Below are 12,151 nucleotides of genomic sequence, written 5' to 3'. Positions count from 1 at the left end.
TACCTCCCAACCATACTAATAAAATGTGTTGGAGGTGAGTTTTATGTACAAAAAAGACTTTGAAAAAGTTTATAATGAATATTTACATCAAGGAAAAGAGCAAGCTCAATTTGAAGTAGACCATGAAATCAATTCAGGAGCAGAACAAATTGTTGCAGTTCGTAAAAATGATGACGGTGATTTAATTGCTTTTAAAACAAGTAGCGGGAGAGAGTTAGATTATATGACTGCTCTTGATGAAGCAAAATCAGGAAAGTTAGCTCATGTAGATGTATTTCATAAGTATGGTAGAGATATTATACGTAGTGAACCTGATGGAATAAAAGAAAATAACTTAGATAATTTACCTTCATTTTAAACGGGTAAACCTCAAGAAGAGAATGTTCATTTGGATATTCTCTTCTTTATTTTGCGAAGTTTTCCTAGCGAATAGACGATTCATTTTTAAAGTGTAATCATACTTTTAAAGAGCTCTCTAAATTTCTCTTTGTCTTCTGCTGTAAATGGTTTCGGTCCTTTTGTACGCTTACCGCTTTTTCGAACCATTGCACTTAAATACCGTGTTTGTAACAATTGATCAATGTTTTCATTCGTATACTTGTACCCTTTATGATGAAGAACGATACAGCCTTTTGCTAAAGCAAGCGAAGCAAGACCGTAATCTTGTGTTACGATTAAATCTTCTTTTTTTGCTAACTGCATAATTCGGTAATCCGCAGCATCTGCTCCAGAATCAACATAAATGGTCTCCACACCTTTTGGCTGCTCTGCATTAGAATAATGAGAAAAGCTAGTAACGAGGGTAACAGGAATTTCCGCATTCGTAGCTTCAAAAATAATTACATCTTTTACAGGACAAGCATCTGCATCAACGTAAATTTTCATTGGTATCACTCCTATAACTAGGTTCGTGTTGATAATAATGGTAGATTTAGGTTTTGTCAAACGAGATCTCTTTATCATAAGTTACTTTTCGCAAACCAAAATAGCCTTCCTCAAACGAGAAATACCTTCCTCAATTTGATCAATATTCACTTTTCCATAAGATAAACGAATATAACCATCTTTCGCGCCGAAAATACTCCCCGGCATAAAAGCAATTTCTTGTTTTAAGCTTTGCATAATGAGTTGTTTTTCGTTTATCGGTTCGTTTAATTTTCCCCATATGTATATACCGCCGGTCGGGTTTGAAAAAGAGATTTTGTCGTGAAGTTGCTCGTTTAGGGCGCGAACGATAACGTCTCTTTTTTCTGCTAGTTGTTTTCGTAATGGTACGATATGAGACTGAAATGGTACAGTTTCGAAAAATTGCTGCATAAGCCACTGCGGGAATATGCTCATACCTAATTCCATTTGGTGCCTTGCGTCGGATAACCTTTCTACTACAGACTGCGGGGCAACAAGCCAGCCGACTCGTAATCCTGGTGCAATCATCTTTGATAAGGAATGTACATAAATGACTGTTCCATTTTCATCAATCGATTTCAAAGTAGGACAAGGTTGTTTCTTTTCTAACGTAAGTAAACTAGACGGATCATCTTCAACAATCGCAATTCGTAAGTCAGCGCAAAGTGATAATAGTTTTTTTCTACGGTTTGGATGCAGCATTGTGCCCGTAGGATTTTGGAAATTTGGATTTAAAAAAATCATTTTAATACGATGCTTTCGATATAACTCTTGCACATCGTCTGGATTAATACCGTGTTCATCAACAGGTAATGGGAAAATACGAATCCCCGCTGATTGGAATAAAGGTAAGGAATAACAGTGTGAAGGACTTTCGAAAGCAACAGCATCACCTGGATTTAATAAACATTGTACGATAAGGTGAAGTGCTTGCTGTGCGCCAGAAGTAATCATAATAGACTGCTCAGTTGCTTCAACTTTTAAATATTCTTTCATATATTTTACTACCGCTTGTCTTAGCGGGAGATACCCTTGCGGATGATCGTAACTTAATGAATGTGTTAACGGTTGTTCACGTAGAATCGTTTGTAGCTGATCGTGAGGATAAAGATTACAACCGAGTTCTCCGTTTGCAAAATCTATAATATTTTCATTTTGTTGTACTTCTGCCCGAATATGACGAAGTAAAGGTAAGTTTGGTAAAAAAGTACCACCTTCTACGAAATTTCTCCAGTTCGGCGTTAATGTAGGAGAAACGCCCCACATATGTGTACTCACACGTGTACCTTTACCAGTCGTACTTTCTACAATCCCCATTGCACGAAGTTCGTTATAAGCAGTCGTTACTGTACTTCGGTTTACATTTAACAGTGTAGCTAATTTCCGTTCTGAAGGGAGGAAGCTACCTGGAGGGAGTTCTCCGTACGTAATACGTTTTTCAATAAAGTCAACAACTTGCTGATAAATAGGGATTTTACTGTCACTATCTAGCTTCCATTCCATAAAAAACGCCTCCGTATCTTTTCACTACATCAAGTATAGCAAATTGGCTGGGTAAAAAAACAGCCAATTGGACGGTGTTTTATCCAGCCAATTTTACTATGCTAAATATGGAAGGGGAGATTCGGATGAAACGATGGCAAATGGAATGGCTCCTAGTATCAGTTGCATTAGTATGGGGAGCAAATTATACAATTGGAAAGTATGGCGTGGCATTTATGTCATCCATTCAATTTAATAGTTTACGATTTTTAATAGCATCACCGGTATTATTACTTATTACATTTTTAATGGAACGCTCATTACGTATTGAAAGAAAAGATTGGTTACGATTAGTAGCAGTCGGCATCGTTGGAACGACAATGTATCAAACGATGTTTATGCTATCTGTGAAATATACTTCAGCAACGAACGCCTCATTACTAATTGCAATGTCACCTATTTTTACAGGGATATTAGCAGTATTACACAAGCAAGAGCGTTTTTCGATGAAAGTACAAATTGGTTCAATAATAGCGTTTATTGGTGCAGCATTTGTTTTATTAACAGGGCATACAGGAGGAGCTACTTATGAGTATGCATGGCTCGGAAATATAATTGGATTAGTCGCAGCAATTGCTTGGGGATGGTATCCAATATTAGCGCAACCTCTTATTACAAAATACTCCGCAATGAGAGTCACATCATGGTCTACTTTAATTGGAATTGTACCTCTCGTTATATACTGTTTATTCAACGTAAATACATTAACGTGGCCAGTAGATACGCCAAGCTGGGGATCACTTGCATATTCAATCGTCTTTGCGACCATCTTTGGGCTAGCAATGTGGTATGTCGGCATTAGTCAAATAGGCTCAACGAAAGTAATGGTTTATATGTATCTTGTGCCATTATTCGCAGTTATCTTTGCAGCAGTAACAATTGGAGAGCAAATCAATATGTTGCAACTCGTTGGCGGACTTATTATCTTTATCGGCTTATATGTTGTAAAAAAAGGCGGAATCAAAAAGCCAGCTCTCAATTTGAAAAAAGTAAGCTAACAGTAAAAAGGATCTCTTTTACATAGAAGGAGATCCTTTTTGCTTTTGTAAAAAAAGCGCTTGTTCAACAGCCCATTTTTGATGATCGTGAATGAGAATCCCTACAGCATGCAATGGAGACATCCACCTTAAAACATGATCCTCTTCACAGGCTTTGGTTTGTTTCTGCGCCATGTTCGCAATGTAAAAGAACCCATCATTTAAATAATATGTATCTTCCTTTTCAGCATAAAAATACCGCATTGCATTACCGATATACTGATCAATTTCAATTGCCCATCCTAATTCCTCTAGTAATTCACGATGTAAACATTCTTCTTTTGTTTCATTACCTTCCATACAGCCACCAGGTAAAAAATAACGGTCTCCTTTTTGGATAACAGCAATCTTTGAAGAAGAATTAAAAATAATCGCATAACAACTAGGTCTTAATACATAATGAACGGTAGGTTTTTTAGAGCCAAACTTGAACTTCGAAATCATAAAACACAACCTTTCTCTATAAAATACATAAAAGGAATATTAAGGTAAATGTAGAATTATATAAGTATAATCTTAATGGATTGGAGTGATAACAACATGATAAATCGAAAATGTTCAAGGTGTAAAGAGATAACAGGTACGATGCACGGTGGTAAAAAAATTAAGGAAGAATTTCTATGTGAAGACTGTTTGCAAAAAGGAATTGCGAGCGGGGAAATCGAATTATCACAAGTGGAAGAAAAGCAAACTTCTTATCTTTCTATAAAGATATTAAAAATAATGAGTGTGATTTATTTAATAGGATCTATTTTAATGGCTTTTTCTGCTGGATCTCTTATACATGACCCAGGATTTGGGGAAGTATCAATTTCAGGATCAGGTGCAGTTGGTGTTATTATTATTGGATCCATATTCCAGTCTGTACTTGTATTTTGCGGTATTTGGGTATTCATCCTATTAGTAGAAACAGTCATTAAAATTTATGAAAAAATGAAGTGAGTGAGAGGGAGAAATATATGCGAGTAAGAAACATACAAGGGGAAGATTATGTAAAGATTCATTCTGTTTTAAATGATTGGTGGGGCGGGAGAGACATGGCTGCCATGTTGCCAAAATTGTTTTTCGTTCACTTTCAAGAAACGAGTTTTATCATTGAAGAAGATGGCGAAACGTTAGGTTTCTTATGCGGATTCTTCTCACAAACGCATAAAGAGGAAGCGTACGTTCATTTTATTGGTGTCAATCCGAAGTATAGAAGAAGAGGAATCGCATCGACATTGTATTCATATTTCTTTGATATTGCTCGTGCAAATAACCGTAAAGTTGTAAAAGCAATCACATCACCAGTTAATAAAAAATCGATACAGTTTCATAGGGAGATTGGTTTTCGAATTGAGGCTGGGGATGATGAGATAGAGGGTGTATCGGTACATACAAATTATGACGGGAACGGTGGTAGCAGAGTTTTATTTTTAAAATATGTGTAAAAGTAGGCTAGCTCGAAGTTAGCCTTTTTGTTGTGAGGAGGTAGAAGTATGGAGAGTAAACAAAGTAGAAATGAGTATTTAAGACGCATACATACAGTTCAAGATTATATAGAATCAAACATAAATAGTTCACTATCCATTGAAGTATTATCTGATGTAGCAGGGTTTTCGAAGTATCATTTTCATAGAATTTTTAAAGGAATAGTAGATGAATCGTTATCTCGGTATGTAAACAGATTGAAGTTAGAAAGGGCAACAAATCTACTTACATATCGTACAGATATGACCATTACAGATATTGCGTATCACTTTGGTTTCACAGATTCGGCAGTTTTCTCCCGTACATTTAAAAATTATTACGGAGTAAGTCCATCTCACTATCGTAACTACAATAGCAAGAATTGCAAAGACGTAAGTGAACCTTCTCAATACAATGAATGTAAGAAGGTTCGAGGAGATCTTGAAATTGTAACAGCGGACGATATGAAAGTCGCATACATAAGACATATCGGTACATATGAAGAGTTAACTATAGCTTTTCCGAAAATGATAGAGAAATTATTTCATTACGCAGCGGAAGAAAACTATCATGTATTTGAGGATACGAAAGTATTAACCATTTACCACGATCATCATGAATTTACGGAGGACTATCATTTAAGAACAAGTTTATGTATAACAATTCCGAATGAGTCCGCAGTAGAAACGAGCGACATTGGAATAATGGTAATACCTTCTGGAAAGTATGCGATAGGTCACTTCGAAATACGCCAAGATGAATACAAAGGTGCATGGGATTTTTTATACGGTGAATGGCTACCAAATAGCGGATATAAACCGAGAGATGCGTATCCTTTTGAAATGTATAAAAATGACCCAAGGCAGCACCCGGAAAATAAACATATAGTTGATATATATGTACCTATCGAACCTTTTTAATGATAGATTGAGGGGGAAGAAGGATGAAAACCGCTGAAAAGTTAGATTCCATTATAAAAGAAGACTATAAAAATATAAACGGTATGTTAGTAATGCAGAAAGGTAATATTATTTTTGAAAAATATTATAACGGCCAAGGTCCAGATGATGCATTTCATGTAGCATCTGTTACAAAAACGATTATTTCTGCGTTAATTGGGATATGTGTAGATAAAGGTTATATAAAAAGCATTGATCAAAGAGTAATAGAATTTTTCCCTGAATATAAAGTTAAGTCATCTGAAATAACAGTACGCCATCTTCTAACAATGACAGCTCCATATCCTTTTGTAGATTGGCAGGAACCGTTAGAAGAACTATGTACACAACCAGACTGGGTACAGTATACACTTAATAGAATGGGGAACGGCGGGGAAATCGGTTCTTTTAAATACTCATCTGCAGGAGCACATGTACTATCCGCAATTATTACGAGTATAACAGGAAAAAGTGCGCGTGAATTTGCGAATGAACAGCTATTTCAGCCACTCGGTATGAGAGAAATTCCAAACTACAATATGATAGCATTTGGATTCGATGACTTATTCGGAAAGGATGTGAAAGGATGGGTTCATGATCCAAACGGTATTTCAACTGGCGGATGGGGACTAACGTTAATGGTTAGAGATATGGCTAAGTTTGGAAGTTTGTATTTAAACGAAGGTACTCATAATGGAAAACAAATTCTATCAACATTATGGATAAAAGAATCAACAGAAATGAACACAAATCAATATGGTTACTTATGGTGGTTACGAGAAGAAGATGGAATCTTTTCATACTGTGCAGTGGGCGATGGTGGGAATATGATTTGTTGTATTCCGGAGAGGGAATTGGTGGTGGTGATTGCCTCTGAAATTATACCAAATGCAGGGGATAGATGGAAGTTAATGAAAGAGTATATACTTCCTTATATAAAAGGTTAATATGTTTATATTATGAAAACAAGAATAAAGGTCTAGTTATACTTGTTTTGTTCTCCATATTAAAAATAAGTGGTGTGAGAACAAAATTGTTTAACTAAGATTAAAAAACTTCAACACCTATACGATTATTGAATAATTGTAAGGTGTTGAAGTACTATATAATCTATTAATGGTATTTTCCATTAAAAGCGGAAATACCTTTTTTACTTTTAACTATTCTTTATCTTTGCGATGTATAAGGTACATTATGCCGAGTATAATTGCTAGGAAGATAAATTTAATTAATTCTATTAGACTGGCATCCCACTTGTTTTGCACTACATCTGTTAAATAAAATACATTAAACATACCATGTAAAATAGCGGGTGATATTACAGAACCGTCATGTTCTCTCGTGTACGTCAAAATTATAGATAATATAAATAATAAAGAGAGATAACTTAATATTCCTACAAGTTGAAACTCATAATTTTTATAAAAGATTGCTACTGGTATATGCCATAAAGACCAGAGAAAAGTGATAATAATAGCTGTTTGTTTGAATGAATATTTTTTTCGTAAATAGTAATGAAAATTCCCACGCCATATAATCTCTTCTAATAATGCAGATAAAGATCCGACTGTAAGACCAACGAGCAAGAGGAATCCTAACTCATTCCAATGATTATATAAGAACTTTATATCATAAATATAAAAATAAAAATGGAGACATAGCCCTAGAAGTAGTGGAAATAATATGGAGAAAATTAGTGTTTTTATTTTTGGACGTGAAATTCCAAGTGTATGAACTATTTTTTGTTTCTTATATAATGTTTGATATGAAATAACTGCTAAAAGCGGAACAACCATTGTAAACCCCAAATAATTACGACCATTTTCTATGTTCAGCAAGATGATATATACAAGTGATGTGAGAAAATAAATACATAATGTTGAATGATAAACTATGTGTTTATTAATATTTTTCACCTGCCTAAGTATGTATAAGTGGTTAATCGAATATCCGATATTTTAATTATATATGAAATGGAAACCGACAGAATGAATATTTCTATATTATTGTTTTTAGCATAGAAAAAGCGTCGCAATTACATATATTGAACTTGTAGAAAAAATTAAGCTTTCCCCGTAACTTTCCACCACAAAAAATCGTTTAACAAAAGAAAGGAATTTCAATCGCGAATGGGGGAGAACCATGAAAATTCTAATACTAGGTGGTACACGATTTTTGGGAAGAGCTTATGTAGAAGAGGCGTTGAAAAGAGGGCATGAAGTTACAATATTCAACCGCGGAACAAACAAAGAAATTTTTCCTGAAGTGGAGCAGTTAATTGGTGACAGAAATAACGATGTATCAAGTTTAGAAAATCGAAAATGGGATGTTGTCATAGATACGTGTGGATTTTCTCCGCATCATATTAGAAATGTGGGAGAAGTATTAAAAGATAATGTAAAGAATTATATTTTTATCTCAAGTCTTTCTGTATATAAAGATTGGATTCCACATGACATAAAAGAAGACTATAAATTACAAGCTGAACCAACGGCTGAGCAAATAAAGGCTGTAGAAAATGGAGAAATAACTCCTTACGAGCATTATGGTGCGCTCAAAGTATTATGTGAAAAAGAAGCAGAGAAATATTGGCCTGGGCATGTTTTACATGTAAGAGCAGGACTTCTATCAGGAATGTTTGATTATACAGATCGGCTTCCATACTGGATTGGGCGTGTAGCAAAGGGAGGAGAAGTGTTAGTTCCAGGAAGAAAAAACCGTCCAGTGCAGATAGTTGATATAAAAGACGTCGCAAACTGGGGACTAAACATGGCAGAAAATAATAAAGCAGGTATATTCAATGTTACAGGTCCAAATTATGAATTGACGATGGAAGAGCTATTAAATACGTGTAAAAAGGTTACGAATAGTGATGCTGAATTCGTTTGGGTAGAGGAATCGTTTATGAATGAACATAAAGTGCAGCCTTGGACAGAGATGCCTTTATGGCTTCCAGAAACTTTTTCATTAGAAGGTGAAACGAAGCCGTGGAAAGGTGGTTTTTCTATTAGTATTGAAAGTGCTGTTAAAGAAGGGCTTACTTTTAGAGGATTAGAAAATACTGTTACAGACGTGTATATGTGGATGAAGGGGATGGAAGATAGGGAATTAAAAGCAGGTATTTCAGTTGAAAGGGAGGGAGTATTATTAGAGAAGTGGTATAAAGAAGGGCAGACTAGTAGAGTACTTTTAGAATGATTTGATTTTAAGGGATGGTATCATTTATTGTATATATTCTATAAATTCCTAAAATATATTAGTTATTATGATTATAAAAGCGCACACTTATCCATAGCGAAAGTGTGCGCTTTTCCTTATTTATATTGTGATGGTGAAATATGGTCTATCCATAATATGCCATCGTATTGTTCAATCGGCTTCAAAATTTCTTCGAATTTTTGAAGACCCCAGTGTCTTGCAGTAGTAGGAGTAAACATCCAAGATGTTTCAGGATGATTATTTTCACCTTTTAAATCAACAAATACATTAGGATTTTGAGATGTTCTTAATATATTCTCGATACTTTGTTCAGCGTGGTCTGTATCTATAGTGACTATTTTATTAAGATTACTACTATCCCAACTCTTTCCGCTATATGAATATACGCCAATTGTGTACATTTGATCTTTTATCCGTTGAGGTAAATAATCAATCATATTCGGTGCTTTAAAATTGTATTGTTGGGATTTAGTCCAATCAAGTATCATTTTTGAATTTTGTTTTCGGATATGATAGTTATGTCCCCATACAATGATTTTTTTATTTTTGTATTGAATATCACTTAACCATGCTAAAGCTTGTCCCATCTTTTGATCTCGAATATAAAATGATAGATCTGTAGGTTTAAAGTTTGTTGGATAAATAAAGTTTTTTTCTTTTACAGTAGCATCTTGGAGTGTTTTAATTGTATCAATGCGTATACTGATAGTCTTTTCTAACAGATTTACATCGTATGTATTTGATGGGGCTATCTTATTTAATTCGGCTTTATGTTGTTGAACAAACGTTTTAATTTTTTCATATTTGGCTATTACTTGTTGAACTTCCGCTTTATATTGTTCGTATGAGTACTGATTATCTTTAGATTCAATTTTTTCATCAATATTGAGTAATTCTGTATGAGCCTTTTCTATATCATTAGCAATTTCAGGATTAATTTTTTCTAACCATTCTTTTGCAAACTCAGGGAAATAAGAATACCACCTGAATTGAGCATCAAACCCTGTTAATATAAGAGGTGTTCCTTTTTCTTTTTGATCTTTTATATATTGAAATAGCTCTAAAATTTCTTCAGTATGCCAAACACCGTATAAAGATTTTTTCATGGCCTGCAAAGCAGTTAATTGGTCGAGGTTTTGATTTACAGCATTTGCCTCCGCAAATCCTGTTTCAAATGCAATAACATCATATCCCATCTCTTCATGTAAATACTTAATCATACGTACTTTTGATTGGTTTATTTCCTTAGCTCCATGTGTACTTTCACCAAGTAGAACAATTCGTTCATCCTTTACTTTTTCTTTTAAAAAGGATAAATCTTCATTTGTTTGTGCATTTGGTTCGTCCAACTTTTGTGCATTTTCCTTTATCCACTCTTCCCATTTTGGCTGATCTTTCGGTTTCTCTTCAGCAGAAATCACAGATGTAAATGTAGTAAAAGCAACAAGAGAAGTAATCATTCCTATTTTCCATTTAGTAAACACATATTTCCCCCCATGAAACAATTTTGTTATTTAATACGGTAGATATATCCAAATATATACTTTTATTCCATGTATTTATATTAATTGATAAAAACAAAAGAAACAATATAAAAATTAAGAATATTCAACCTGTTATTATACGATGAAGATTATTATTTTTATTCATTACAACGAGTTAGTTAACAAAAACTAATGAATCAATAGTTAGAATAGTGTTTTTTTATCTAAAAATTTTGAAAGGCATTAGTGGATTTAGTAATCTTAATTTATAAATAATAGTGTGCAATTAGGTAAAATGCTTGTGAAAATAGTTTTTTATTGTACATACTTGCAATTACAATTGTTTTATCTCTTAATCCAAAACTATATAAAGGTGGTAAAAAATAGTGGATCTTACGTTTAAAGTTGAGGAAACATGTTTTAATTACCGAGTCGGAGCAATTTGTAAATACGATAATAAAATACTCATTCTGCAAGGTGACGGTGAAGATTTATGGTATGTACCCGGCGGAAGAGTGAAAATGCTAGAGAATAGTGAAGATGCATTAAAACGAGAGCTTGCGGAAGAGATAGGTGTTCCTATTAAAAGGAAAAGGTTAATATGGTCAGTAGAAAATTTCTTTACACTTTCTGAGCGAAAGTTTCATGAGATTAGTTTTTATTATGAAGTAGAGCTACATGAATTACCTGCAAATGGAGCGGATCAATATATTTTGGAAGAAGAGGGTAGAACGTATATGTTTAGATGGGTGCCAGTAGAAGAGTTACATGCATATAATTTACAGCCAGCGTTTATAAAAGAGAAAGTAAAGGGTATCGCAGTTCATACAGAACATATCGTTTTACAAAATAAACGTATTCGGAGGGAAAAAGGGTGAAGGGGACTAAAAAAGAGGTACATATAAATGACAAAGTAATTCGTTACACACATATCGAAAAAGGTTCTAGTACGGTTTGCTTTATGTTTTCAGGTTCAGGATACAATTACGATAAGCCGTTATTTTATTACGCGACGATGCTTATGCTTGAACATAAAATTGATGTTGTACATATTCATTACTCTTACGACGAACAGGTAATGAATAAACCAATAGAAGAACTAACGAAAGTAATGATGGATGATATTTATCCTATAATGAATGAAGTATTAAAAGGTGAGCAATACAACGAGACTTTGTTTTTAGGGAAGTCACTCGGAACGATTCCGATTGCAAATGATGTAATGAAGAGAGAAGAGTTTTTACAGTCAAAAATGATACTACTTACACCTTTACTAACATTTGAATCTATTTTCGAATCCATTTTACATAGTCAACACGAAGGGCTTTTAGTTATTGGGGATAAAGATCATCAATATAATGCAGATCAAGTTAAGCAGTTATATAAAACGAATTTAACAATCGATGTTATCAAAAATGCAAATCATTCTGTAAATGTGGGGGGATATGAAACAGGTAATTCAATTGAAGCGATAGCAAATATAATGAGAAAACTGAAAGAAACAATAAGCACAATTAAAGTTGAATTATAATTGTTCTGATACATACAAAAAGAGGTGCTTCATGCACCTCTTTTT

Annotated in this window: 14 protein-coding genes; 9 read left to right on the top strand and 5 right to left on the bottom strand. The window is 34.0% G+C overall.

Translation table 11 applies throughout. The annotated features are described in order from the left end of the window. The first annotated feature begins 43 nt into the window (after positions 1 to 43). Positions 44 to 358: a DUF3892 domain-containing protein gene (locus ACYVEC_RS28115; protein WP_098556019.1), complete on the top strand. Its 315-nt coding sequence runs from the start codon at positions 44 to 46 to the stop codon at positions 356 to 358. An 86-nt stretch (positions 359 to 444) separates the two neighbouring features. Here ACYVEC_RS28115 and ACYVEC_RS28110 read toward each other — a convergent pair whose 3' ends face one another. Together ACYVEC_RS28110 and pdxR are read right to left on the bottom strand one after the other, a co-directional pair. Then, a complete protein-coding gene (locus tag ACYVEC_RS28110; RefSeq protein WP_063225267.1) occupies positions 445 to 885 on the bottom strand; it encodes a YaiI/YqxD family protein in 441 nt (146 codons plus the stop codon). A gap of 81 nt (positions 886 to 966) precedes the next feature. Continuing rightward, entirely contained in the window at positions 967 to 2,409 is a 1,443-nt protein-coding gene (gene pdxR, locus ACYVEC_RS28105; RefSeq protein ID WP_063225268.1) for a MocR-like pyridoxine biosynthesis transcription factor PdxR, read from the bottom strand. A gap of 125 nt (positions 2,410 to 2,534) precedes the next feature. Between pdxR and ACYVEC_RS28100 the strand changes: the two genes are divergently transcribed. Beyond that, on the top strand, positions 2,535 to 3,446 hold the full coding sequence (locus ACYVEC_RS28100) for a DMT family transporter (RefSeq protein ID WP_063225269.1): 912 nt from the start codon (positions 2,535 to 2,537) through the stop codon (positions 3,444 to 3,446). A gap of 18 nt (positions 3,447 to 3,464) precedes the next feature. On the opposite strand, the gene ACYVEC_RS28095 is transcribed toward ACYVEC_RS28100, so the two are convergent. Next, the gene (locus tag ACYVEC_RS28095) at positions 3,465 to 3,929 is read right to left on the bottom strand and encodes an NUDIX hydrolase (protein ID WP_063225270.1); all 465 of its coding nucleotides are present in this window, start codon (positions 3,927 to 3,929) and stop codon (positions 3,465 to 3,467) included. A gap of 96 nt (positions 3,930 to 4,025) precedes the next feature. Here ACYVEC_RS28095 and ACYVEC_RS28090 point away from each other — a divergent pair, with 96 nt between their 5' ends. Genes ACYVEC_RS28090 through ACYVEC_RS28075 form a run of 4 tightly spaced genes read left to right on the top strand, consistent with a single transcriptional unit; the run spans position 4,026 to position 6,819 of the window. Further along, positions 4,026 to 4,427 (top strand): DUF3980 domain-containing protein, encoded by a 402-nt coding sequence (locus ACYVEC_RS28090; RefSeq protein ID WP_063225271.1) that lies wholly within the window; start codon positions 4,026 to 4,028, stop codon positions 4,425 to 4,427. Between the two features lie 17 nt (positions 4,428 to 4,444). Continuing rightward, on the top strand, positions 4,445 to 4,915 hold the full coding sequence (locus tag ACYVEC_RS28085; RefSeq protein WP_063225272.1) for a GNAT family N-acetyltransferase: 471 nt from the start codon (positions 4,445 to 4,447) through the stop codon (positions 4,913 to 4,915). A 48-nt stretch (positions 4,916 to 4,963) separates the two neighbouring features. Further along, positions 4,964 to 5,854, top strand: coding sequence for an AraC family transcriptional regulator (locus ACYVEC_RS28080; protein ID WP_063225273.1), 891 nt, complete (start codon positions 4,964 to 4,966; stop codon positions 5,852 to 5,854). A gap of 23 nt (positions 5,855 to 5,877) precedes the next feature. Then, positions 5,878 to 6,819 carry a serine hydrolase domain-containing protein gene (locus ACYVEC_RS28075; RefSeq protein WP_063225274.1) on the top strand — a complete coding sequence of 314 codons (942 nt, stop codon included), beginning with the start codon at positions 5,878 to 5,880 and terminating at the stop codon, positions 6,817 to 6,819. Positions 6,820 to 7,032: 213 nt separating this feature from the next. Here the strand turns inward: ACYVEC_RS28075 and ACYVEC_RS28070 are convergent, their stop codons facing one another. Further along, positions 7,033 to 7,788: a CPBP family intramembrane glutamic endopeptidase gene (locus ACYVEC_RS28070; RefSeq protein WP_336448491.1), complete on the bottom strand. Its 756-nt coding sequence runs from the start codon at positions 7,786 to 7,788 to the stop codon at positions 7,033 to 7,035. Positions 7,789 to 8,014: 226 nt separating this feature from the next. Between ACYVEC_RS28070 and ACYVEC_RS28065 the strand changes: the two genes are divergently transcribed. Beyond that, positions 8,015 to 9,070, top strand: coding sequence for an SDR family oxidoreductase (locus ACYVEC_RS28065; protein WP_063225276.1), 1,056 nt, complete (start codon positions 8,015 to 8,017; stop codon positions 9,068 to 9,070). 116 nt (positions 9,071 to 9,186) lie between these two features. On the opposite strand, the gene ACYVEC_RS28060 is transcribed toward ACYVEC_RS28065, so the two are convergent. Then, entirely contained in the window at positions 9,187 to 10,575 is a 1,389-nt protein-coding gene (locus ACYVEC_RS28060) for an erythromycin esterase family protein (RefSeq protein ID WP_460509341.1), read from the bottom strand. 386 nt (positions 10,576 to 10,961) lie between these two features. Here ACYVEC_RS28060 and ACYVEC_RS28055 point away from each other — a divergent pair, with 386 nt between their 5' ends. Both ACYVEC_RS28055 and ACYVEC_RS28050 read left to right on the top strand, forming a co-directional pair. Beyond that, positions 10,962 to 11,453, top strand: coding sequence for an NUDIX hydrolase (locus ACYVEC_RS28055; protein ID WP_098556174.1), 492 nt, complete (start codon positions 10,962 to 10,964; stop codon positions 11,451 to 11,453). Beyond that, on the top strand, positions 11,450 to 12,106 hold the full coding sequence (locus tag ACYVEC_RS28050; RefSeq protein ID WP_098556172.1) for an alpha/beta hydrolase: 657 nt from the start codon (positions 11,450 to 11,452) through the stop codon (positions 12,104 to 12,106). Before ACYVEC_RS28055 ends, ACYVEC_RS28050 begins: the two co-directional genes overlap by 4 nt. The last annotated feature ends 45 nt before the right edge of the window (positions 12,107 to 12,151 follow it).

This window comes from Bacillus sp. MN7755 (assembly GCF_054771475.1).
The sequence above is the reverse complement of the archived record's forward strand: the minus strand, read 5'-3'. Positions and strand labels throughout refer to the sequence as shown.

Coding starts and splice junctions, on each gene's coding strand:
- ACYVEC_RS28085 (WP_063225272.1), top strand. CDS start 4,445: ATGCGAGTAAGAAACATACAAGGGGAAGATTATGTAAAGATTCATTCT.
- ACYVEC_RS28095 (WP_063225270.1), bottom strand. CDS start 3,929: ATGATTTCGAAGTTCAAGTTTGGCTCTAAAAAACCTACCGTTCATTAT.
- ACYVEC_RS28110 (WP_063225267.1), bottom strand. CDS start 885: ATGAAAATTTACGTTGATGCAGATGCTTGTCCTGTAAAAGATGTAATT.
- ACYVEC_RS28115 (WP_098556019.1), top strand. CDS start 44: ATGTACAAAAAAGACTTTGAAAAAGTTTATAATGAATATTTACATCAA.
- ACYVEC_RS28065 (WP_063225276.1), top strand. CDS start 8,015: ATGAAAATTCTAATACTAGGTGGTACACGATTTTTGGGAAGAGCTTAT.
- ACYVEC_RS28075 (WP_063225274.1), top strand. CDS start 5,878: ATGAAAACCGCTGAAAAGTTAGATTCCATTATAAAAGAAGACTATAAA.
- pdxR (WP_063225268.1), bottom strand. CDS start 2,409: ATGGAATGGAAGCTAGATAGTGACAGTAAAATCCCTATTTATCAGCAA.
- ACYVEC_RS28090 (WP_063225271.1), top strand. CDS start 4,026: ATGATAAATCGAAAATGTTCAAGGTGTAAAGAGATAACAGGTACGATG.
- ACYVEC_RS28080 (WP_063225273.1), top strand. CDS start 4,964: ATGGAGAGTAAACAAAGTAGAAATGAGTATTTAAGACGCATACATACA.
- ACYVEC_RS28100 (WP_063225269.1), top strand. CDS start 2,535: ATGAAACGATGGCAAATGGAATGGCTCCTAGTATCAGTTGCATTAGTA.